Here is a 22,006-nt window from a genome sequence, read left to right on the forward strand (position 1 = left end):
GCTCGACATCCGCGCGTAGCGCCACCGAGTCGTAACCCTGGATCAGCGGATACATGAATTCATGGATGGCGATGGACTGGTTGGCCTGATAGCGCTTGTGAAAGTCATCGCGCTCGAGCATGCGCGCGACGGTGTACCGAGCTGACAGCTCGATCATATCGGTGGCGCTCATCTCGCCCATCCAGGTGGAGTTGAACACGACCTCGGTCCGGTCGGGGTCGAGAATGCGGAAGATCTGCTCGCGGTAAGTCTCGGCATTACGCACGACATCATCGCCGGTAAGCGGCTGGCGGGTAGCGCTGCGGCCGCTGGGATCGCCGATGCGTCCGGTGAAATCGCCGATCAGGAACACCACCTGATGCCCCAGATCCTGAAACTGGCGCAGCTTATTGATGAGCACCGTATGCCCCAGATGCAGATCCGGCGCCGTGGGGTCGAAGCCGGCCTTGATGCGCAGCGGCCGACCGCTCGCCAGTCGCTCGCGCAGCTCGTCCTCACGAATGATCTCATCGGCCCCTCGCCAGAGCGCCTCCAGTGCGGCGTCCACCTCGCCCATGCTGTTCTCCCGTTGTCATTCCCAATGGCCGTGGCGCGCGATTCTATCCTAATTGACCCGGATTCGGGCCGGGGCTATTGTTCCGGCTCATGAACAGACGGCTGAAAACGGGATTGCTGGTAACGGGCTCGGCGCTGATCGCCGCGGCCCTCATCGCCCCGTCCTCCAATCCCCCGGAACAGGCGCAGGCCTCGCGGGCGGTGGCGCTGCCCGACGCGCCCGGCGTGCCGACGACGGCGGCGCCAACCCGCAGCACCGCCTCCCTGCCCGACGCCGATACGCTGATGGACCGGGTGTCCAATACCCGACCGGTGGCGAGTGCCGCGGATGAGTCGGCGGAGACACCCGTCGCCGAGTGGAGTGTCGAGACAGTGCGTAACGGCGATAACCTCGCCGCGCTGTTCAAGCGAGCCGGGCTCAGCGCCCGCGACGTCCATGACGTGGTCAACGCCGGCGATCCCGCCAGTCAACTGACCCGGCTGTTTCCCGGCGACGAGCTGTATCTGCAGGTCAGCGACAACGAGCGCCTTGTGGGCCTTCGTTATGCAATGAGCCCGACGCGGACCCTGCACATGACCCGGGATGCCGCGGGTGACTGGCAACCCCGCGTCGAGACCGTCGAGCTCGAACGACGCACCGCGGAGGCGGAAGGCCGCATCGCCAGTTCGCTGTACAACGCCGGCATCGAAGCCGGGCTGAGCGATCGCCTGATCATGCAGCTCGCCGGCATCTTCGGCTGGGACATCGACTTTGCCCTGGACCTTCGCCGCAATGACTCGTTCGCCGTGGTCTATGAAACCCTGTACCGCGATGGTCAGAAGGTGCGTAACGGCCGGATCCTGGCAGCTGAATTCGTCAATCGCGGCGAGCGCTTCCGCGCCCTGCGCTACGAGACGCCGGAAGGCGAGAGCAACTACTACGCCCCGGACGGGCGCAGCATGCGCAAGGCCTTCCTGCGCACACCCACCGACTTCACGCGCGTGAGTTCGGAGTTCAACCCCGACCGCGTGCACCCGGTCTATGGCACCAAGCGCCCGCATCGGGGCACCGATTACGCCGCTCCGCCCGGGACACCGATCAAGGCGGCCGGCGATGGCAAAGTCATCGAGCGCGGCCGCAAAGGGGGTTACGGCAATACCGTGGTGCTCAAGCACGGAATGCGCTACACCACGCTGTATGCGCACATGCGCCGCTTCGCCAATGGCCACTCGGTGGGCGATCGGGTCAAGCAGGGCGACATCATCGGTTATGTCGGCAGCACCGGCCTGTCCACTGGCCCGCACCTGCACTACGAATTCCGCGTCGACGGGACGCACCGCAATCCCCGCACGGTGGATCTGCCCGAGGCCGAGCCCATCGCTGAGCGCTATCGCGACGACTTCGAGCGCCAGGCCGCCCCGCTGATCGCCAAACTCGACGGGCTGAGCCCCACCCGCGTCGCCCAAGCCGGCGACTGAGCGCAACCCATGCGCATGATCGGCCTGATGTCCGGCACCAGTCTGGACGGTGTCGATGCGGTGATGGCCGACTTTGATGCCCGCGGCCACCCCCGGCCGTGCGGGCATGTCCACTCCCCCTACAGCGCTGAGCTGGCGACGGCCCTGCGCAACATCAATGCCGATAGCCCGCTGGACCATCTGCTGGCGCTCGACGCCCGGCTGGCCGGCGTCTATGCCGCCGCGGTGGAGTCCCTGCTCCATGCCACTGGCAGCACCCGCCGCGAGGTCAGCGCCATCGCCCTGCACGGTCAGACCCTATGGCATGCCCCCCTGTCCGATCCGCCCGTCACCTGTCAGGCCGGCGACCCCAGCCGGCTCGCCGAGGCGACCGGTCTGCCCGTGGTGGCGGACTTTCGCCAGCGCGATCTGGCGGCCGGCGGCGTCGGCGCCCCGTTGGCGCCGGTTTTTCATGCGGCCCTGTTGGGCGGGGAGCAGCGCCGCTGCGTGGTCAATGTCGGGGGCGTGGCGAACCTGTCGGTACTCGCAGCCGGCGGACGCGCCGAGGCGGGATTCGACACCGGTCCCGGCAATGCACTGATGGACGCCGGCGCGCGGCGATACCTGGATTCGGCCTTCGATCGTGACGGCGCGTGGGCCGCATCGGGCCAGGTGGATTCAGCGTTTCTGGCCCGACTGCTGGCCGACCCCTACTTCCAGCGCCCGCCGCCAAAGAGCCTTGACGTCAGCACCTTTGACCCGCGCTGGCTGGACGCCCATGCCGGGCAGCCGGCCCAACCCGTCGACCGGCAGGCGACCCTGCTTGCACTGACCGCCGAGACCATCGCTGCCGCCGTCGAGCGCTGGGGCGGCGGGCCACGGGATGTCGTCATCACCGGGGGCGGGGCGGCCAACACCGCCCTGTGCCGGGCGCTCGACCATCGGCTGGGCGGCGAGCGCCCCCTGAGGACCAGCGATGAGCTGGGTATCCCCGCGCTTCAGGTCGAAGCGCTGGGCTTTGCCTGGCTGGGCCGCGCCACGCTGCTTGGCGAGCCGGTGGACCTGACGGCGATCACCGGCGCGCGGCGACCCACCGTTCTGGGCGGGATCTATCCGGCCTGAGCGTCCTCAGACCCCGAAGGACGACCCGCAGCCGCAGGTGGTGCTGGCATTCGGATTGCGGATCACGAACTGGGCGCCCTCGATGCCCTCGACATAATCGATCTCGGCGCCTTCCAGGTAGGCGCTGCTCATGGGATCGACCAGCAGCTTCACGCCGCCGTTCTCGATCATCGCGTCACCGGCCTCTTCGGATTCATCGAACATGAACCCGTACTGAAAACCCGAGCAACCGCCACCCGTGATGTACACCCGGAGCTTGAGGTCGTCGTTCTGTTCCTCGTCGAGGAGCTGTCGCACCTTCGTCGCGGCGTTATCGGTAAACACCAGCAGTTCTTCCTGCTCCGCCACTTCACTCATGACCCTGACTCCTGTTGATCATCACGTCGATGATTCTCCTGCCTGTCCAATACCCCGTCAATCGTCACTACGGCAGAACACTGATGCCCTGCAGTCCCAGTGTCTCACGCAGCCCCAGCATCAGGTTCATGTTCTGGACGGCCTGCCCCGCGGCGCCCTTGACCAGGTTGTCCTCCACCGCCAGCACCAGCGCCATGTCGCCGCCCTCGGGCCGATGCACGGCGATGCGCACCATGTTGCTGCCCCGCACGCTGCGGGTCTCGGGATGGCTGCCGGGCGGCAGCACGTCCACGAAAGGTTCGTCGGCAAAGCGCCGTTCATAGACGGCCTGCAGATCCACCGCCGGATCGCGCAGGCGGCCATAGAGGGTGGCGTGAATACCGCGGATCATCGGCACCAGATGCGGGACGAAGGTCAGCCCCACCGGCTGCGCGGCGGCCCGCTCCAGCCCCTGGCGGATTTCCGGCAGATGGCGATGCCCCGAGGCGCCGTAGGCATGAAAGTTTTCGCCGGCCTCGCATAGCAGGGTATGCGGCTTGGGCACACGCCCGGCGCCGCTGGCGCCGGACTTGGCATCGGCGATGAGCGTGTCGGTGGCCACCAGCCCCCCCTCGAGCAGAGGCAGGAACCCCAGCTGCACGGCGGTGGGATAGCAGCCGGGGTTGGCCACAAGGCGCGCCTGGCGGATCGCCTCGCGACCATACTCGGGCAGCCCGTAGACCGCCTCTGCGGCCAGCGCCGGGCAGGCGTGGTCCATGCCGTACCAGTGCGACCAGACGCCGAGATCGCGGATCCGGAAATCGGCCCCCAGATCAATCACCCGAACCCCCTGCTCCACCAGCGCCGGGGCCATTTCCATGGCGGTGCCGTTGGGCGTGGCGAAGAACACCACGTCGCAACCCGCCAGCACCGCCGGATCGGGCGGGGAGAATGCCAGGTCCACATGCCCGCGCAGGTTCGGGTAGACGGCGCTGACCGGTTGACCGGCCTGGGCCCGCGAGGTGATCACCTCGAGCGATACCTGCGGATGCCCGGCCAGAAGGCGCAGCAGCTCGAGCCCGGTATAGCCTGTTCCACCCACGATCGCGGCGCTAATGGTCATCATCATCCCCTGAGCTGTTCCCATACAGTCTGTATGATGCCAGACACGCCCGCCGGGCGCCGATGGTGAGCCATTCAGTGCAGACAATCCCGACACAGCGCCAGAAATACCGCCTGTCCATCGGCCGTGCGCCGGTTGTCATGGCCGTTCTGGGGGTCATCACCGGGGCACTGACGGCGGCCGTGGTCATCGCCTTTCGACTGCTCTACGAATCCGCCCAGCACGGGCTGCTGCCCGGCGGCCAGCTTGGCGATTACGAGGGGCTGCCCGCCTGGCAGCGCCTGCTGCTGCCGATTGCCGGCGCGGCCGTGATCGGCCTTTACATGCGCCACATCGCGCATCGCGACCCGCGCACCGGCATCGGCTTTGTCATCGAGCGCACCGCCTACCACGAGGCCCTGCTGCCGCTGCGCAACGCCATTCACCAGTTCGTGACCGCCGCCCTTGCCATCGCCAGCGGCCATTCGGTGGGCCGCGAGGGGCCGAGCGTGCACCTGGGTGCCACCACCGGCAGCCAGATCGGACAACGCCTGGGCCTGCCGCATAACAGTCTGCGCACCCTGGTGGCCTGCGGCACGGCCGCCGCCATCGGCGCCTCGTTCAACACCCCGCTCGCCGGCGTCGCCTTCGCCATGGAGGTGGTGGTCATGGAGTACACCATCGCCGGGTTTCTGCCGGTGATCATTGCCGGGGTCACCGCCACTGCGCTGGCCCACCTGGTGTTCGGCGCCGGGATCGTCTTCACTATCCCTGCACTGAGCATCCAGGGACTCCACGAGCTGCCGCTGGTCATGGGCCTCGGCCTGCTGCTCGGGGGACTGGCGGCCGCGTTCATCCGCACCCTGCGCCACAGCAGCCGCTGGCTCGGTCACTGGCCGGTCGTGCCACGGGCGCTGGTGGGCGGACTGGTCGTCGGTCTCATCGGCCTCGCCTATCCGCAGGTGATGGGCATTGGCTATGACACCATCGCCGCGACATTCGCCGGCGAACTGGGCGTTGCCCTGCTGGTGGGGCTGGCCGGCGCCAAGTTGCTGGCCACCGCCGCCATCATCGGTCTTGGCGTGCCCGGCGGCCTGATCGGCCCCACCCTGGTGATGGGCGCCGCCGCCGGTGGCGCGGTGGGTCTGCTGGCCGAGTCACTGATCCCGCTGCCGCTGGGCGGTCCCGCCCTGTACGCGCTGCTCGGTATGGGCGCGATGATGGGGGCGACACTGCGCGCCCCGCTGGCGGCGCTCACCGCCATGCTCGAGCTGACCGCCAATCCCGGCATCATCATGCCCGGCATGCTCGCCATCGCGGCGGCCACCCTCAGCGCCCGCGAGGTGTTCTGGACCGACTCGGTCTACCACCTCGAACTCGGCGAACGCGGCCTCGACCCCCGTCAGAATCCGCTGCTGCAGGCGGCCAGCCGGCTCGGCATCCTCCAGCTGGTCAACCCGCGCTGTGAGCAACTGCCCGTGCTGGCCGACACCACCGAGTGGGTGTTGGCCGCCCCCGACGAAGGGGCCCTGCCCGACAGGGCCTGTCGCATTGATACACTGCGCGCCCACCAGCAGGCCGGCCAGCCGCCGTTCGCCGACGCCGTCGCGCTGCTGCCCATCGATGAAAAGGCCAGCCTGCGGGATGCCTTCGAGCGGCTGCGCGGGGCGGGTGATGCGGCACTGCTGGTTACCCGGCCGGCGAGCGGGGGTGCCCGCGAGTGGACCGGCATCGTCACCCGCCAGGCCATTCATGACGCCTATCTGGACTGATGTTCCGGGTCGGACAGTTGCTATACTGACGGTCATCAACCTGCAATGAGGTCTGCCGTGCGAAAAGAATGGTTAGTGGGTGTACTGGCCCTGGTCATCGTCGGCCTGGTGGGCTATGTCTGGTTTGCCCCGCCGACGCGCGAGCCGGCCCCCAATGTTCAACTCGAGCGCCTCGACGGCGCGCAGACCGCGCTGGCGGAGCACCGCGGCGAGGCGGTCATGCTGGTGTTCTGGGCCACCACCTGCCCGACCTGCATCCAGGAAATGCCCGAAGTGGTGGAGCTGCACCACGACCTGGGGGATGAGGGCCTGACCATCCTGGGCGTGGCGATGGACTACGATCCGCGCGATCAGGTGCGGGCGCTGGTCGAGCGCCGCGGCCTGCCCTATGACATCGTTCTGGATAACGGCGGCCGCATCGCCAATGCCTTCAACCAGGTCCGCGTGACGCCCACCACGGTACTCATCGACCCCGACGGGGGCGTGGTCTGGCAGCGCATTGGCCCGATCGACTTCGAGGGACTGCGCGAACAACTCGAGCCAATGCTCGCGGAGCGACAGTCGGCATGACCGCGCTGTGGATCAAGTCCTTTCACATCATTGCCGTGGTGACCTGGTTCGCGGCGCTGTTCTATCTGCCGCGGCTGTTCGTCTATCACGCCATGACCGAGGATGAACCCGGCCGCGAGCGCTTTCGGGTCATGGAGCGCAAGCTCTACCGTGGCATCATGAACCCCAGCGCGGTGGTGGCCGTGGGACTCGGCGTGGCACTGATCGTGGTCCAGCCGTTCTGGCTGGAACAGGGCTGGCTGCATGTCAAGATACTGCTGGTGGTGGGGCTGATCGGCTATCATCTGTACTGCGGTCGACTGCTGCGGGCCTTTGCCGAGGATCGCAACACCCGCAGTCACCGCTGGTATCGTGTATTCAACGAATTGCCCGTGCTGGTTCTGATCGCCGTGGTCCTGCTGGTCGAGCTCAAGCCCTGGGCCTGAGCGCCAGCGCCTGATGGCTGTGGCGCGGCCGGCATTCCATGCTACCCTTATAGAGTACTGATCAAGTCCACAATGGTGTCTGTAATGACGTCTGCGCTGTTCTCCCGCCAACATGATGATTACGTGCGCGACCTGCTGCAGGGCGCCGGCCTGCGGGCGACCCGTCAGCGCATGGGGCTGGCCGGGCTCATTTTCGGTCAGGGCGAGCGCCACATCACCGCCGAAGAGCTGTATGCCGAGGCCATTGAGGCCGGCATGCGGCTCTCCCAGACGACGGTGTACAACACCCTGCACCAGTTCACCGAAGCCGGGCTGCTGCGCGAGATCCTCGCCGACCCGCGCCGCATCTACTTTGACACCAAGGTCGACCCGCACCACCACTTCCTCGACGAGGAAACCGGTGAGATGGAAGACATCCCCCACAACCGCGTGGCGGTGGACGGCCTGCCGACGCCGCCCCCTGGCAAGACCATCGAGGGCGTCGACGTCATCGTGCGGGTGCGTCGCCCGGGCTGACGGTTACCAGCCGGCCCGGATCAGTCCCCCCAGACCGTAGCGGTCCATCTCGGCGTTCACCAACCGCCGCACCTCGCCGGGGGTCTCGCAGGCCAGTACCGCTTCAAGCAGGGCCTGCGCGGCCGAATAGGGAATGGTCCGGATCACGCGCTTGACCCGCAGGATGCGGCCACTGCTCATCGACAGGCTCTCCAGCCCCATCGCCATCAGAAGCGGCGCGATCGCGGGCTCGCCGGCCATGCTTCCGCACAGCGACACCGGTTTGCCGAGGCGCTGCCCGACCTCGCCCACCGATGCCACCGCCCGCAACACCGCCGGGTGCAACTCGTCGTAGATCGATGCCACCCGGCTGTTGTTGCGATCGACCGCCAGCAGGTACTGCGCCAGGTCGTTGCTGCCAATGGACAGAAAATCGAGCCGCCGCGCCAGGCTCTCGGCCTGATAGACCGCCGCCGGCACCTCGATCATGGCGCCGATGGCCGGGATCGCGGTCACCACCCCCTCTTCGGCCAGCTCGGCATGGGCGCGGCGCAGCAGTGCCGCGGCCCGCTCGGCCTCCTCGACGCGGCTCACCATCGGGAACATCACCCGCAGGTTGTCGAGGCCCACCGAGGCCCGCAGCATGGCCCGTAACTGGGTCAGGAAGATCTCCGGATGATCCAGGGTCATGCGCACGCCGCGCCAGCCCAGAAACGGGTTTTCATCGTGACTGGGGAAGTAGGGCAACGGCTTGTCCCCGCCGACGTCCAGCGTGCGCAGGGTGACCGGCAACGGGGCGAACGCCTCGAGCACCTCGCGATAGCGCTCGATCTGCTCATCCTCGCCGGGAAACCGCGGGCTGACCATGAACGGAAACTCGGTACGATGCAGGCCGACGCCCGCACAACCCACCTCCAGCGCCCGCTCGATCTCGGCGGCGAGCCCGGTATTCACGGTCAGGCTGATGGAATGGCCATCCGGCGTCACCGCCGGCTCACCGGCAATGTCCGCCAGCCCGGCGGTCATCGCCTCCTCCTCCTCGGCCAGGCGCTGGTACTCATCATGCAGCGCCGGCGCGGGATCCACCTCGACCCGGCCGCGGTAGCCATCGACGATCAGCGCACGGCCGTGCAGGCCGTGCACCGGCAGCTCGCGCACGCCCATCACCGCCGGCACCCCCAGGGCCCGGGCCAGGATCGCGATGTGCGAGTTGGCCGATCCGCCGGCGCTGACCACGCCCGCCAGCCTGTCCCGGGGGATCTCCACCAGCTGCGAGGCGCTCACCTCCTCACCAACCAGGATGACCCGGTCGGGCAGTGGCTGATCCTCTTCGCCAACGCTCAGCAGCCGGCTCAGCAGCCGCTGCCCGACATCGCGCAGATCACTGGCGCGCTCGCGCAGATAGGCATCATCCATGGCCTCAAAGCGGCGTGCATGCTCGGCAATGGTCAGGCGCACGGCGAACGGCGCCCAATGGCCGGCATGGATGTGCGCGACGATGCGCTCACGCAGGCTGTCGCCGTCGAGCATCTGCAGATACACGTCAAAAAGCTGCTGCTCGGCCGCCGGCACCTGTCCCTGCATACGGGCCGCCAGCCCGCGAAGGTCGGCCCGGGCCGCCTCCAGCGCCCGGCCAAAGGCGTTCTCCTCGGCCTCGACATGGCGGATGCGTCGATCCGGAATGCTGTCGAGGCTGGCGGGGACGGTCATGACATGCCCCTCGCCGATCCCCAGGCCGCTCGCCCCGGCAATGCCGTCGAGCCCCAGCGGATGACCGTCATCGGCGTCCCCCGGGTCGGTCAGTTCGCCGCGCACCCGGGCGTGGGCCATGACACCGGCGAGCTGCGCCGCCATGGTGACCAGAAACGCGACTTCGGCATCGCTGAACCGGTCACGGGCCTGGCGCTGGACCACCAGCACGCCCAGCCGTGACTGATAGTGGATGATCGGGACGCCCAGGAAGGAGTGGAAGCGCTCCTCGCCGGTCTCGGGAAAATACCGGAACCGCGGATGCCGATCGGCATCGTTGAGGTTGATGGACTCCTCGCGCTCGGCCACCAGTCCCACCAGCCCCTCGCTCACCGGCAGGCGCACCTGGCCCACGGCATCCACATTCAGGCCGCGGGTGGCCATCAGGCGAAGATGCCCGCCATCGCCCTCGAGCAGATAGACCGAGCAGACGTCGCCACCGGTGGCCTCGGCCACACGCTCGACAATGATCTCCAGCGCCTGACGGAAATCGCCCGCGGCATTGACCGCCTGGACAATGCGGTGGAGCGTTTCCAGCACGCCGGCTAGCGCCCCTGGCCGGGTCGGGGAATGGCCGGCGGCTGCCCGCAACCGGCGTCAGCGGGCCGCGCCGGCGGGCCCTCGGGGAATAACAGGGGGGCGAGCTCGTCGAGCGCCCGGGCATAGACATCGCGCTTGAACGACACGATGGCCTCCAGCGGATACCAGTAGGACACCCAGTCCCAGCGATCAAACTCCGGGTCGGGGCTGGCGTCGAGCCGCACCCGGGTGTCCGCCGAGCGCAGCTGCAGCAGGAACCAGACCTGTTTCTGGCCAATGCAGGTCGGCCGCTGACGGCGACGGATGAGGTGCCGGGGCAAGCGATAGTGCAACCAGCCCCGCGTCGACCCCAGCACGGCGACATCCGCCGGCGTCAGCCCCACCTCTTCGTTGAGTTCGCGGTACAGGGCCGCCTCGGGGCTTTCATTACGCTGGATCCCGCCCTGGGGGAACTGCCAGGCGTTCTGGCCCACGCGGCGCGCCCACAGCAGCTCGCCGGCGCCGTTGGCCAGAATCATCCCGACATTTGGACGAAACCCTTTTGAATCAATCACTTACTTCACCAAATCAAGAATCCTGTTGCGGCTTATTCTTCCACACCGCAGAATCAAGCGGCAATGCGACAACGGGATTAAAGCGTGCAGCTGGCGATTTTCGACCTGGACAACACCCTCCTTGAAGGCGACAGCGATTACCTCTGGGGCCAGCATCTGATTGAACAGGGTGCGGTTCAGCGCGACGAGTTCGACGCCCGCAACCGGCAGTTCATGCGCGACTACGAGGCCGGCGAGCTCGACATCGAGGCCTTTCTGCAGTTCGCCCTGCGGCCGCTCGCTGATCACCCCGAATCCCGCCTGATGGACTGGCGGGACGCGTTCATCGAGCGCCACATCCGCCCCCGGATCCTGCCCGCCGCCTGTGAGCTGGTCGACGACCATCGCCGGCGCGGCCATGCGCTGATGATCATCACCGCCACCAACCGCTTCGTCACCGCCCCGATCGCGGCGCTGTTCGATATTCCGGTGCTGCTGGCCACTGAGCCCGAGCGCGGCCCGGCGGGTTACACCGGCCGGCCTGCCGGCATCCCGACCTTCCAGGCCGGCAAGATCGAGGCGCTTCGGACGTGGCTGGACGCGCAGGAGCAGCGCTTCGACACCCTTCACTTCTACAGCGACTCGCGCAACGACCTGCCGCTGCTCGAAGTGGTGGACCAGCCGGTGGCCATCGATCCCGACCCGGTGCTGGCAGCCGCGGCCCGCGCCAACGGCTGGCCCATGCTGACGCTGCGCGCCGGCGATACCCCGCAACCCCTTGCCTGACAGGAGGCCGAGCATGCACCGCACCGCCCTTCACCGATTCGCCTGGTTGACCACCGCCCTGATCGGCACCGCCCTGGCGGGCGCCGCGCAGGCCGAGCTGATCATTGAAGACGCCTGGGCGCGGGCGACGCCACCGGGTTTTTCCAAGGGCGCCGTCTACCTTGAAATCCGCAATGACAGCCGGCGCAGTGACACCCTGGTCGGCGTGCACACCGGGCGCGCCGGCCGCGCCGAACTGCATCGCACCATCGAGGAAGGCGGCAATAGCCGCATGGTCCACACGCCCCGGGTGCGCGTGCCCGCTGAGGGCAGCGTGACCTTTGAGCCCGGCGGCCGGCACGTGATGATGATGGGCATTGACGAGGCCCTCACCGAGGGCGAGCGCTTCAGCCTTGAACTCGAGGCCGAGACCGCCGGCACCCTCCGGGTCAACGTCGAGGTGCTGGCCCCCACGGCCATGGGCGTCGACTAGATCACGCGGGAGAAGCGCCGTTCGCCGCCGGCCGCTGCCAGGTAGGCGTCGAACGGCATCGCCACGTTGCGCAGGAAAAACCGCCCCCGCGGCGTGACCTCAAGCGCGCCGGGCGCCAGCGTGAGCAGGCCGTCATCCACCAGCGGCGAGAGGCCCACGAGGGCATCGCCGAAGTAGTCGGCAAAATCGATCCCATGACGCGCCTCAATCGCCGCGTAGTCGACCCGCCCCCGGCACATCACCGCCTGGATCACATCGCGGCGCAGGCGGTCGTCGTCGTCCATGGCCACGCCCCGCCAGATCGGCAGCTCGCCGGCGCGGACCGCGGCCGCATGGCCCTCGGGGTCACGATGATTCTGCATGAAGGCATCCCCGATCTGGCCAATGGATGAGGCCCCCAGGCCAATCAGATCCAGATCGGGGCGGGTGGCATAACCCTGGAAGTTGCGGTGCAGGGTGCCGTTATCGGCCGCCTCAGCCAGTTCATCGCCGGGCAGCGCGAAATGATCCATGCCGATGTACTGATAGCCCTCGCCGGCGAGGCGCTGCATGGCCTCGATCAGCAGGGTGAGCTTCATTTCCGCCGCGGGCAGGGTGGCGTCGGGGATCTGGCGCTGGATGCGGAACATCTGCGGCATGTGCGCATAGTTGTACAGGGCGATGCGGTCGGGGCGCATGGTCATCACCGCGTCCAGGGTCCGCGACAGGCGCTCGGGCGTCTGCAGCGGCAGGCCGTACATCAGATCCAGATTGATGGAGCGAAAGCCCTGGGCGCGTGCCTCCTCAACGATGTCGGCCGTGGCCTGAACGCCCTGGATGCGATTGATCGCCTTCTGCACATCGTCATCGAAGTCCTGCACTCCCAGGCTCAGGCGATTGAAACCCAGCGCGGCAAGGTGGTGGATGCGCTGGCGGTCCACCGTGCGCGGGTCCACCTCGATGGAAAACTCGCGCCGCTCCGGCGCCGCCAGGGGAAAGCGCTCGGCGATGGCATCGATCAGTGTCGCCAGATCGTCGTCACTCAGATAGGTCGGGGTACCACCGCCCAGATGCAGCTGCTCCACGGGACGGTCGTCGGCGAACAGCGCCGCCTGCAGGTCCAGCTCCTCGATCAGCCGGGCCAGATAGTCCTGGGCCCGCCGGTAGTTGGCGGTGATCACCTTGTTGCAGGCGCAGTAGAAGCACACCGTGCGGCAGAACGGCACATGCACGTAGAGCGACAGCGGCCGGGGGATGGGATCACCATTGCTCCAGCTGACATGGTCGCGGTAACGCGCGGCGTCAAAGTCCTCGGTGAACTGGGCGGCGGTCGGATAGGAAGTGTACCGGGGCCCGGTCACGTCATAGCGACGCAGCAGGGCCCGGTCGAGAAGAAGATTGTCGGCCATGGACGCGCCGCTCCCGATGCAGTGTTTCATGTCATCATAGGCGTTGTGCGACACGGCCGGGTTGATCTGTGTCAGTCAGGTGCAGGGTCGGCGGAGGATTGATTTGAAGCAGGACGGGAACAACGGCTCGACAGGGCCCGAGACCCTGCGCAGACGGCTGGTACGCCGCGGATGGCTGATGCTGGCGCTGTTTTTCATCGGCCTCGGCAGCGTCGGCGCGGTGCTGCCGCTGCTGCCGACCACGCCGTTTCTGCTCCTCGCGGCCATGTGCGCTTCGCGCAGCTCGCCGGCGCTGCATGCCTGGCTCTACAGCCACCCGCGTTTTGGCCCGCTGCTGCGGGACTGGCGGGATCACCGCGCGATCCGGCCCCGGGCCAAGATCACCGCACTGGTGCTGGTGGCGCTCAGCTGGGGGTGGATGTGGATCAGCGTCGAGCCGCTCTATGCCCGCCTGTCAGCCAGCGCGGTCATGACCGGCGTGGTCATCTTTCTGGCCACGCGCCCCCACGGACCTAGCCGGTAGTCAGCGCCGCCACCGCGAACAGCCCCGGCACGCAGGCGAACGCCCCGGTCCAGAGGAGGCTGCGCAGGGTGGGCCGATCGGCGATATAGGCCGCCCCATAACCCAGCCGCAGCACCACGAATAGTACCGCCAGGGCATCAATCCAGCCCTGCGCACCCCCCAGCTGATGGGCGATGATGACGGCCGCGGCAAACGGCGGGAATGCCTCGAAGGTGTTCAACTGCGCCCAGTGTGCCCGCTGGCGCCAGCCACTCAGGCCCGCCAGCCACTCCCGCGGGCGGGCGTTGTCGAACCGGCCCCGGGACTTTGCCAGACCGGCGAACACGAACGGCATGAAGATCGCGACCAGCACCATCCAGTAGGCCAGCGTCATGACGACTCCGCCTGCAGCTGTGCGTTGACGGCGCGGAAACCGATGTCCGCGCGCATGAAACGGCCCGGCCAGTGCACGGTCTCCGCCAGGTCATAGGCGGCCTGCTGCGCGGCCAGGATGTCGTCCCCCAGCGCACAGGCGCACACCACCCGGCCACCGGCGGTGACCACCTCGTCGCGGGCGTTGGTCGCGGTCCCGGCATGAAACACCTTGCGGCCGTCGCCGTCGGCATCGCCAAGCCCTTCGATGACATCGCCCTTGGCATAGGCGCCGGGATAGCCCGCCGCCGCCAGCACCACCCCCAGACAGGGCCGCGGATCCCACTGCACGGCCCCGGCGTCGAGCCGACCGTTCAGCGCGGCCTCGAACAGCGTCACCGGATCGCTCGCCAGGCGCATGAGAATCGGCTGAGTCTCGGGGTCGCCCAACCTGACGTTGAATTCAAGGACCCGCGGCTCGCCCCGGGCGTCGATCATCAGACCCGCGTAGAGGAATCCCCGGTAGCCACGCCCTTCGGCCACCAGGCCACGCACCGTTGGCCGGATCACCGACTCAAGAATCCGCGCATGGACCGCGTCCGTGACCACCGGCGCCGGTGAGTAAGCGCCCATGCCACCGGTGTTGGGCCCCTGGTCGCCGGCGTCGCGGGCCTTGTGATCCTGGGAGCTCGCCAGCGGCAGAACCGTTTCACCGTCCACCAGGGCGATGAAGCTGGCTTCCTCGCCGGTAAGGAAATCCTCGACCACGATGCGCTCGCTGGCCGCGCCGAATGCCCCGCCCAGCATGGATGTGGCCGCCTCGACCGCGGTGTCGATGTCGTGGGCAATGGTCACGCCCTTGCCGGCTGCCAGGCCATCGGCCTTGATCACCAGCGGCGCGCCGCGCTCGCGGATATAGGCGAGGGCCGGCTCGAGCTGCTCGAAGGTCGCGTACGCCGCGCTGGGAATGCCATGACGGGCAAAGAACGCCTTGGCGAACGCCTTCGAGGCCTCCAGCTCGGCCGCCGCCTGCCCGGGGCCCAGACAGGCCAGCCCCGCCTGCTCGAAGGCATCCACGATGCCGGCGGCAAGCGGTGCCTCGGGCCCGATCACGGTCATCTCCACGGCCCGTTCCCGGGCCTGCTCGACAAGCGCCGGGATATCGTCGGCGCCCACCGCTAGGTTGCTCACCCCCGGCTCACGGGCGGTGCCGGGGTTGCCGGGCGCCACGTAGACGTGGCCGCAGCGCGGTGACTGTGCCAGGCGCCAGGCCAGCGCATGCTCGCGCCCCCCATTGCCCACGACCAGGATGTTCATCGGACTGCTCCCCATGGCCGGTCAGTGGCGGAAATGGCGCATGCCCGTCAGCAGCATGGCGATGCCGTGTTCGTCGGCGGCGGCGATGACCTCGTCATCGCGGCGCGAGCCCCCCGGCTGGATGATCGCGCGGACGCCTGCCGCGGCGGCCTGGTCAATGCCGTCGCGGAATGGAAAGAACGCATCCGAGGCCAGCACCGAGCCGGTCAGGTCCAGGCCCGCCTCGGCGGCTTTGCTGACGCCGATCCGGGCACTGTCGACCCGGCTCATCTGACCGGCCCCGATCCCCAGGGTGCGGCCCTCGCGGCCATAGACGATGGCATTCGACTTGACGAACTTCGCCACCCGCCAGACAAAGTCCAGTTCCTCGGCCAGCGCCTCGCTCACCGGCTCGCGGGTCACGCAGCGCAGGCCCGAATCGGCCGTGAGGGCGCGGTCCTGGGCCTGCACGAGCAACCCGCCGCCCACCGGCTGCAGGCGCCATTCCGATGCCTCCACCGGCCCTCCCGGCACTTCCAGCACGCGCACATTGGTCTTGGCGGCGGTCACCATCAGCGCCTCGTCACTGACCGCCGGCGCCAGGATGACCTCGACGAACTGACGCTCGACGATGGCCCGGGCGGTGGCCGCATCGAGCGGTCGATTGAAGGCGATGATGCCGCCGAAGGCCGAGGTGGGATCGGTGGCGAACGCCGCCTCATAGGCCGCCGTCGGCTCGGCCGCCACCGCCACACCGCAGGGGTTGGCGTGCTTGACGATCACGCAGGCGGGCGCGTCGAACGCCGCCACGCAGGCCCAGGCGGCATCGCCGTCGGCCAGGTTGTTGTACGACAGCGCCTTGCCCTGGCGCTGCTGGTAGTCGGCGAAGCTGCCCGGTCGGGCCAGGGGATCGCGATAGAACGCGGCCGGCTGATGCGGGTTCTCGCCATAGCGCAGCTCCGCGGCCTTCTCCCAATGGCGGTTGAGCTGGCCGGGAAAGGCCGACACCTGACCGTCGGCGTCGCGGGCGGACAGGTAATCGCTGATGGCCGCGTCGTAGCGCGCCACATGATTGAACGCCGCCACCGCCAGCTCGTAACGCTGCGCGGCGTCGAGGCCGCCCTGCGCCGCCACTGCCTCGATGACCGCCGGGTACTGCGCCGGCGCCGTCACCACGCCGACGCCGGCATGATTCTTGGCCGCCGCCCGGAGCATCGCCGGGCCGCCGATATCGATATGCTCGATGGCCGCCTCCAGCGAGCAGTCGGGCCGCGCCACGGCCTGCTCGAAGGCGTAGAGGTTGACCACCAGCAGGTCGATGGGCGGGATGGACTGCTCGGCCATCACGGCCTCGTCTTCGCCCCGTCGGCCCAACAGCCCGCCATGAATGCGCGGGTGCAGGGTCTTCACCCGACCCGCCATGATTTCCGGGAAGCCGGTGTACTCGCCGACCTCCACCACATCGATCCCGGCGTCCTGCAGCAGCGTGGCGGTACCGCCGGTGGACAGGATCTCGACCCCGCTGTCGGCCAGGCAACGCGCCAGCGGCTCAATCCCCGTCTTGTCGGAGACGCTGATCAGGGCACGGCGGATGGGCAGCGGGGTGGCGGCGGACATGGCGGGACTCCGTGGTGGTCAGTCTTCGAGGCCGTAATGGCGGAGCTTTTTGCGCAGCGTTCCGCGGTTGATGCCGAGGGCGTCGGCGGCGCGGGTCTGGTTGCCGCCGCACTCGCGCATGACCACCTCCAGCAGGGGCGCCTCGGCCTGCTCGATCACCATGCGGTGGAGATCGTGACTGGCCTGGCCATCGAGGTCGCGGAAATACGCCGTCACCGTCTCATGCACACAGGCACGGATCGGGCCGACGCTGGCGCCCCCGGGGGCGGATTCGTCTTCCATGGCATGAATCCTTCGCGGAAAACCCGAAATCATAACGGCAACACCCCCACCATTAAACCGCCCGCCGCCGACCATCCAGCCGCGCCCACTCATCGACCCGGATCACCGGCTCGAAGCGACAGGCCGGCTCATACGCGGCGCGCACCGCATCGGCCTGGGTTTCAAGCAGTCCGGCCAGCGTCAGCCGGCCCCCCACCGCCAGCGCATCGATCAGCCGTGGCGCCAGCGACTGCAGAATACCCGCCAGGATATTGGCCAACACGCGGTCCGCCACCGGCAGCGCCGCCGCCGGCCCGAGCACCTCAAGCCGATCCTCCACCCCGTTGCGCCGGGCGTTGTCCCGGGTGGCCGTCAGCGCCTGCGGATCATTATCCACCGCCACCACCCGCCGGGCGCCCAGACGCAGCGCGGCGATGGCCAGCAGTCCCGATCCACAGCCATAGTCGATCACCGTCTCGTCCAACGGCGGATCGGCGGCCAGTGCCTCCAGGCACAGGGCGGTGCTCGGGTGCGTGCCTGTCCCGAACGCCAGCCCCGGATCGAGCCGGATATTGACCGCTTCGGGCACCGGCGGCTCAAGCCCGCCGGGCACCACCCACAGTCTCCCGCCAAAGCACTGCGGCTGGAAGTGCTCAAGCCAGGCGCGCTCCCAGGCCTGATCGGCAATCTCGGCGGTGCGCCAGCCCGACGGATCCCCGCCGAGGGCCTCGGCCAGCGCCGCGCGCACCGCATCGACATCGCTGTCCGCGGGGAACAGTGCCTCCACCCGCAGCCAGTCCCAGAGCCGGGTCTCGCCCGGCGGCGGTTCAAGCACCGCCGCGCTGCCCGGTGCCTCGGCCCAGGTGATCGCCTCGGCCCCGGCCGCCTCGAGCACCGCCTCGAGCGACTCCGCCTGATCGGCGGTCACCTCGAACGCCACCTGGCGGGCGGACATGGTCAGCGGTGTTCGCCGGGCTGCCAGAGCACGTCGCCACCGGCTTCGCGATTGGCGTCGCGGGCCAGCACGAACAGATAGTCCGACAGCCGGTTGAGATAGCGCAGGACGTTCTCGTTGATCGGTGTGGTCACCGCCAGGGCCGCCGTCTCGCGCTCGGCCCGCCGCGCCACGGTGCGGGCATGATGCAGATGCGCGGCGGCGGGACTGCCCGCGGGCAGCACGAACGAGCGCAGGGTCTCAAGATGGGCATTGACCCGGTCGATTTCCCCTTCCAGCCACTCGGTCTGGCCGGTGGCGACCCGCAGCGGCTCGAAGGGCGGATCCTCCTGCTCGGGCGTGCACAGGTCGGCCCCCACGTCGAACAGGTCGTTCTGGATGCGGGTCAGGGCCGCCTCAAGATCGCCGCCGGCGTGCAGCCGGCAGATCCCCAGCAGGGCATTGAGCTCGTCGACCGTGCCATAGGCGGTGACCCGCGGATCGGTCTTGGCGACGCGGCTGCCGTCACCGAGACCGGTCTGGCCGGTATCACCGGTGCGGGTGTAGATGCGCGTGAGCTTGACCATGCGGATCAGCCGCCGAACCGCTGGATGGAATCGTTGATCTCGGCAACCGCGGCGTCCCGGTCCTTCCAGCCGTTCACCCGCACCCACTTGCCGGGCTCCAGGTCCTTGTAGCGCTCAAAGAAGTGGCTGATCTGCTCGAGCAGCAACGGCGGCAGGTCTTCCGGCGCATTCACGGCATCGTAGATCGGCGTGAGCTTGCTGATCGGCACGCACAGCAGCTTGGCATCCTCGCCACCCTCGTCGGTCATCTCGAGTACGCCGACGGGCCGGCAGCGGATCACCGAACCGACGGCCAGCGGAAAGGGAGTGACCACCAGGGCGTCCAGCGGGTCACCGTCGCCACAGAGGGTATCGGGGATATAGCCGTAATTGGCCGGGTAGTGCATCGAGGTGCCCATGAACCGATCCACCATGATGGCCCCGGAGTCCTTGTCCACCTCGTACTTGATGGGATCGGCATTGGCCGGGATCTCGATGATGATGTTGATGTCGTCCGGCAGGTTCTTGCCGGCGCCGATGCCCTCGTAGGCCATGGAAACCTCCTCGTGTGGATGATGCGGATGGCGGCAGTATACGCGGCGGCCGGGCCCGGGTCAGTCCCTGAACGGCGGGCAGCGGGGCGCCACACGCTCCGCGCGCAGGTGGACGTGCTCGGGCAGTCCGTCGCGGTAGGGCGGATAGTCCTCGCCGGCGATCAGCGGGCGCAGGTACCGCAGCGCCGCCTCGGTCACGAACAGGTTATCGGCGTCGATATACTCCGCCGGCATCCGCGCCTCGCGGTTGGCCACATCCGCCAGCGGCACCTGACCGATATGCCAGCGATAGGGTGCGTCGGCGTCGCGGACGATGGTCGGCATGACCGCATTGTGCCCGGCCACGGCGAACTCCACCGCGGCCCGCCCCAGGGCATGGGCCTGCTCGACATCGGTGGCTGAGGCGATGTGCCGGGCGGCGCGCTGCAGATAATCGGCAATGGCGTAGTGATATTTATAGCCGAGGCGCTCGCGCACCATCGCCGCAATGGCCGGGGCCACGCCCCCCAGCTGGGCATGGCCGAAGGCATCCCGGGTGCCCTGGTCGGCGACGAACCGGCCGTCGGCAGTGCGCAGCCCCTCGGAGACCACCACCACGCAATAGCCGATCCGCTCGACACACGCGCGGACCCGCTCCAGGAAGCGCGCCTCATCCAGCGCCACTTCGGGCAGCAGAATGACGTGCGGCGGGGCCTCCTCGTGGTCGCGGGCCAGTGCCGACGCCGCCGCGATCCAGCCGGCATGCCGCCCCATGGTCTCGAGGATGAACACCCGCGTCGATGTCTCGGCCATGGACGCCACATCCAGCCCGGCCTCGCGGGTGGCCACGGCGATGTACTTGGCCACCGAGCCAAAACCCGGGCAGGTATCGGTGCCGGGCAGGTCATTGTCGACGGTCTTGGGCACGCCGATGCAGGTGATCGGATAACCCATGGCCTCTCCGAGCTGCGAGACCTTGTGGGCGGTGTCCTGCGAGTCCCCACCGCCGTTGTAGAAGAAATAGCCGATGTCGTGGGCGCGGAAGACCTCGATGAGCCGCTCGTACTCGGCGCGGTTCTCGTCCAGGCCCTTCAGCTTGTAGCGCGCCGAGCCAAAGGCCCCGCCGGGGGTATAGCGCAGGGCCGCGATGCTCTCGGCCGATTCCCGGCCAGTGTCGATGAGCTGCTCATCCAGCGCCCCCAGGATGCCGTTGACGCCGGCATAAACGGTGTTGATGGCCTCGGGATGGTCCCGGGCGGCCTCGATCACGCCGGCGGCGCTGGTATTGATCACCGCAGTGACGCCGCCCGACTGGGCATAGAAGGCATTTCTGGCAGGCATGTGGACTCCCCTTCCCCGTGTTCTGCGGGAGTCTATCAAGCGCCGGGCGCTGCAGCCTCATGCAGATAGTCACGGCACAGCGGGACCGCGGTCTGATCCATCGCCAGCTGGATCTGGAAGACCACCAGACCGCGATGATGGAAGGCCGCCTCGCTGGCGGCCAGATAGAACTCCCACATGCGACAGAAGCGCTCGCCCTTCTCGGCCGCCACCCGCTCGCGCACCGCCTGGAAGCGCTCGTACCAGGCCGCCAGGGTGTAGGCATAGTGCAGGCGCAGGACCTCGAGATCGGTCACTCCGATGTGCTGGCGCTCGATCGCGGCACTGGTCTCGGACAGCGAGGGGATGTACCCCCCGGGGAAGATATAGCGACGGATCCACGGGTTGGTCACCCCGGGCTGCCCGAGCCGGCCGATGGTGTGCAGCAGCGCCACCCCGTCGGCGGTCAGATGGTCGCGCAGCCCGGCGAAGAAGGTGTCGTAGTAGCGCGCCCCGACGTGCTCGAACATGCCCACGCTGACGATGCGCTCAAAGCGCTCGGGGACGTCGCGATAGTCTTGGATGCGGATTTCCACGCGATCTTCGCAGCCGTGCTCGCGCACCCGATCGCGGGCCACCCGGGCCTGCTCTTCGGACAGCGTCAGTCCGACCACCTCGACACCGGCCTGTTCGGCCAGCTCGATGGCAAGGCCGCCCCAGCCGCAGCCGATGTCCAGCACCCGCTGCCCCGGCCTGAGGCAGAGCTTGCGGCGGATCAGGGCACGCTTCGCCGCCTGCGCCGACTCCAGGTCGGTGACACCCGGCGGCCAGTAGGCGCAGGAGTACTGCATGTCGGTATCGAGAAAGCAGCGGAACAGCCACTCGTCGATGTCGTAGTGATGGGCCACATTGCGCCGGCTTGCCGCGCGCCGGTTCCACTGCTGGAGCGGGCGCAGCACCGAGGTCATCAACCGCCTGCCGCCTCCGGGCTCGGCGCCGTCGAAATTGCCCATCAGCACGGCCAGCAGGGTGCGCAGGTCCGGGGTGCTCCAGCCGCCTTCCATGTAGGTCTGACCCAGCATGAAGTCGGGATCCGCCGGCACCCGCCGCTCGACCTGCGGGTCGTGGATGGTCAGCCGCGCCGCGGGCTCATCGCGGCCGAACTGTCGGGTCTCACCCTTGCGGCGCTCCAGCGTCAGGCTGCCGGTGTGGATGCCTTCCCCGAATAGATGGTCAAGCATGGAGTCCCTCCCTCGCGACGCGGCCCGAATTACCCGTTAACATGCATGCAACCGCAATCGGGTCGCCATGTACAAGCCCACT

At 68.3% G+C, this 22,006-nt stretch carries 24 protein-coding genes (1 of these 24 running past the window's edge); 9 read left to right on the plus strand and 15 right to left on the minus strand.

The window, feature by feature from the left end; genetic code table 11:
- Positions 1–556 carry the beginning of a tyrosine--tRNA ligase gene (gene tyrS / locus FPL11_RS00145; RefSeq protein ID WP_144346751.1) on the minus strand. It extends 650 nt beyond the left edge of the window, so only the first 556 of its 1,206 coding nucleotides appear in the window; it begins with the start codon at positions 554–556; its stop codon lies off the left edge, out of view.
- A gap of 89 nt (positions 557–645) precedes the next feature.
- On the opposite strand from tyrS, the gene FPL11_RS00150 reads away from it, so the two are divergent.
- Complete coding sequence (locus FPL11_RS00150; protein WP_144346752.1) at positions 646–2,013, plus strand: OapA family protein; 1,368 nt, start codon at positions 646–648, stop codon at positions 2,011–2,013.
- A gap of 9 nt (positions 2,014–2,022) precedes the next feature.
- Positions 2,023–3,114, plus strand: a complete 1,092-nt coding sequence (locus tag FPL11_RS00155; RefSeq protein ID WP_144346753.1) for an anhydro-N-acetylmuramic acid kinase — start codon at positions 2,023–2,025, stop codon at positions 3,112–3,114.
- Between the two features lie 6 nt (positions 3,115–3,120).
- Here the strand turns inward: FPL11_RS00155 and erpA are convergent, their stop codons facing one another.
- Together erpA and argC are read right to left on the minus strand one after the other, a co-directional pair.
- Positions 3,121–3,471: an iron-sulfur cluster insertion protein ErpA gene (erpA, locus tag FPL11_RS00160; RefSeq protein ID WP_069134335.1), complete on the minus strand. Its 351-nt coding sequence runs from the start codon at positions 3,469–3,471 to the stop codon at positions 3,121–3,123.
- A 67-nt stretch (positions 3,472–3,538) separates the two neighbouring features.
- Complete coding sequence (gene argC, locus FPL11_RS00165) at positions 3,539–4,573, minus strand: N-acetyl-gamma-glutamyl-phosphate reductase (protein WP_144346754.1); 1,035 nt, start codon at positions 4,571–4,573, stop codon at positions 3,539–3,541.
- Positions 4,574–4,650: 77 nt separating this feature from the next.
- Between argC and FPL11_RS00170 the strand changes: the two genes are divergently transcribed.
- The 4 genes from FPL11_RS00170 (at position 4,651) to irrA (ending at position 7,835) form a co-directional block, all read left to right on the plus strand.
- Positions 4,651–6,324: a chloride channel protein gene (locus FPL11_RS00170; RefSeq protein WP_159308512.1), complete on the plus strand. Its 1,674-nt coding sequence runs from the start codon at positions 4,651–4,653 to the stop codon at positions 6,322–6,324.
- A 57-nt stretch (positions 6,325–6,381) separates the two neighbouring features.
- Positions 6,382–6,894 (plus strand): TlpA family protein disulfide reductase, encoded by a 513-nt coding sequence (locus FPL11_RS00175; protein ID WP_157809129.1) that lies wholly within the window; start codon positions 6,382–6,384, stop codon positions 6,892–6,894.
- Positions 6,891–7,319 (plus strand): protoporphyrinogen oxidase HemJ, encoded by a 429-nt coding sequence (gene hemJ, locus FPL11_RS00180; protein WP_144346756.1) that lies wholly within the window; start codon positions 6,891–6,893, stop codon positions 7,317–7,319. Before FPL11_RS00175 ends, hemJ begins: the two co-directional genes overlap by 4 nt.
- 84 nt (positions 7,320–7,403) lie before the next feature.
- Complete coding sequence (gene irrA, locus FPL11_RS00185; protein ID WP_083217713.1) at positions 7,404–7,835, plus strand: iron response transcriptional regulator IrrA; 432 nt, start codon at positions 7,404–7,406, stop codon at positions 7,833–7,835.
- Positions 7,836–7,838: 3 nt separating this feature from the next.
- Here irrA and ptsP read toward each other — a convergent pair whose 3' ends face one another.
- Positions 7,839–10,103 carry a phosphoenolpyruvate--protein phosphotransferase gene (ptsP, locus tag FPL11_RS00190; RefSeq protein ID WP_144346757.1) on the minus strand — a complete coding sequence of 755 codons (2,265 nt, stop codon included), beginning with the start codon at positions 10,101–10,103 and terminating at the stop codon, positions 7,839–7,841.
- A 5-nt stretch (positions 10,104–10,108) separates the two neighbouring features.
- Complete coding sequence (locus FPL11_RS00195) at positions 10,109–10,657, minus strand: RNA pyrophosphohydrolase (RefSeq protein WP_069134341.1); 549 nt, start codon at positions 10,655–10,657, stop codon at positions 10,109–10,111.
- A gap of 84 nt (positions 10,658–10,741) precedes the next feature.
- Here FPL11_RS00195 and FPL11_RS00200 point away from each other — a divergent pair, with 84 nt between their 5' ends.
- Together FPL11_RS00200 and FPL11_RS00205 are read left to right on the plus strand one after the other, a co-directional pair.
- Positions 10,742–11,422 (plus strand): histidinol-phosphatase, encoded by a 681-nt coding sequence (locus FPL11_RS00200; protein WP_144346758.1) that lies wholly within the window; start codon positions 10,742–10,744, stop codon positions 11,420–11,422.
- Positions 11,423–11,435: 13 nt separating this feature from the next.
- Positions 11,436–11,894 (plus strand): copper chaperone PCu(A)C, encoded by a 459-nt coding sequence (locus tag FPL11_RS00205; RefSeq protein ID WP_144346759.1) that lies wholly within the window; start codon positions 11,436–11,438, stop codon positions 11,892–11,894.
- On the opposite strand, the gene hemN is transcribed toward FPL11_RS00205, so the two are convergent.
- Positions 11,891–13,282 carry an oxygen-independent coproporphyrinogen III oxidase gene (hemN, locus tag FPL11_RS00210; protein WP_144346760.1) on the minus strand — a complete coding sequence of 464 codons (1,392 nt, stop codon included), beginning with the start codon at positions 13,280–13,282 and terminating at the stop codon, positions 11,891–11,893. The genes FPL11_RS00205 and hemN overlap by 4 nt on opposite strands.
- Before the next feature lie 103 nt (positions 13,283–13,385).
- On the opposite strand from hemN, the gene FPL11_RS00215 reads away from it, so the two are divergent.
- Entirely contained in the window at positions 13,386–13,805 is a 420-nt protein-coding gene (locus FPL11_RS00215; protein WP_200833606.1) for a YbaN family protein, read from the plus strand.
- Here the strand turns inward: FPL11_RS00215 and FPL11_RS00220 are convergent.
- From FPL11_RS00220 to FPL11_RS00260, 9 genes are read right to left on the minus strand one after another with little or no spacing between them, the layout of a single operon-like run.
- Entirely contained in the window at positions 13,795–14,178 is a 384-nt protein-coding gene (locus tag FPL11_RS00220) for an MAPEG family protein (RefSeq protein WP_069134344.1), read from the minus strand. The two genes, FPL11_RS00215 and FPL11_RS00220, sit on opposite strands and share 11 nt — an antisense overlap.
- On the minus strand, positions 14,175–15,473 hold the full coding sequence (gene purD / locus FPL11_RS00225) for a phosphoribosylamine--glycine ligase (protein WP_144346761.1): 1,299 nt from the start codon (positions 15,471–15,473) through the stop codon (positions 14,175–14,177). Before purD ends, FPL11_RS00220 begins: the two co-directional genes overlap by 4 nt.
- Positions 15,474–15,494: 21 nt before the next feature.
- Positions 15,495–17,069 carry a bifunctional phosphoribosylaminoimidazolecarboxamide formyltransferase/IMP cyclohydrolase gene (gene purH, locus FPL11_RS00230; protein ID WP_144346762.1) on the minus strand — a complete coding sequence of 525 codons (1,575 nt, stop codon included), beginning with the start codon at positions 17,067–17,069 and terminating at the stop codon, positions 15,495–15,497.
- Positions 17,070–17,087: 18 nt separating this feature from the next.
- On the minus strand, positions 17,088–17,351 hold the full coding sequence (locus tag FPL11_RS00235) for a helix-turn-helix domain-containing protein (RefSeq protein WP_069134347.1): 264 nt from the start codon (positions 17,349–17,351) through the stop codon (positions 17,088–17,090).
- A 52-nt stretch (positions 17,352–17,403) separates the two neighbouring features.
- Positions 17,404–18,285, minus strand: a complete 882-nt coding sequence (gene prmA / locus FPL11_RS00240; RefSeq protein ID WP_069134348.1) for a 50S ribosomal protein L11 methyltransferase — start codon at positions 18,283–18,285, stop codon at positions 17,404–17,406.
- Between the two features lie 2 nt (positions 18,286–18,287).
- The gene (locus tag FPL11_RS00245) at positions 18,288–18,851 is read right to left on the minus strand and encodes a cob(I)yrinic acid a,c-diamide adenosyltransferase (protein WP_069134349.1); all 564 of its coding nucleotides are present in this window, start codon (positions 18,849–18,851) and stop codon (positions 18,288–18,290) included.
- A gap of 5 nt (positions 18,852–18,856) precedes the next feature.
- Positions 18,857–19,384 (minus strand): inorganic diphosphatase, encoded by a 528-nt coding sequence (gene ppa / locus FPL11_RS00250; protein ID WP_069134350.1) that lies wholly within the window; start codon positions 19,382–19,384, stop codon positions 18,857–18,859.
- Between the two features lie 60 nt (positions 19,385–19,444).
- Complete coding sequence (locus FPL11_RS00255) at positions 19,445–20,704, minus strand: 6-phosphofructokinase (protein ID WP_144346763.1); 1,260 nt, start codon at positions 20,702–20,704, stop codon at positions 19,445–19,447.
- A gap of 35 nt (positions 20,705–20,739) precedes the next feature.
- On the minus strand, positions 20,740–21,924 hold the full coding sequence (locus FPL11_RS00260) for an SAM-dependent methyltransferase (protein ID WP_144346764.1): 1,185 nt from the start codon (positions 21,922–21,924) through the stop codon (positions 20,740–20,742).
- Positions 21,925–22,006 lie beyond the last annotated feature (82 nt).

This window comes from Spiribacter aquaticus, from assembly GCF_007625215.1.
GTDB classification, from domain to species: domain Bacteria; phylum Pseudomonadota; class Gammaproteobacteria; order Nitrococcales; family Nitrococcaceae; genus Spiribacter; species Spiribacter roseus.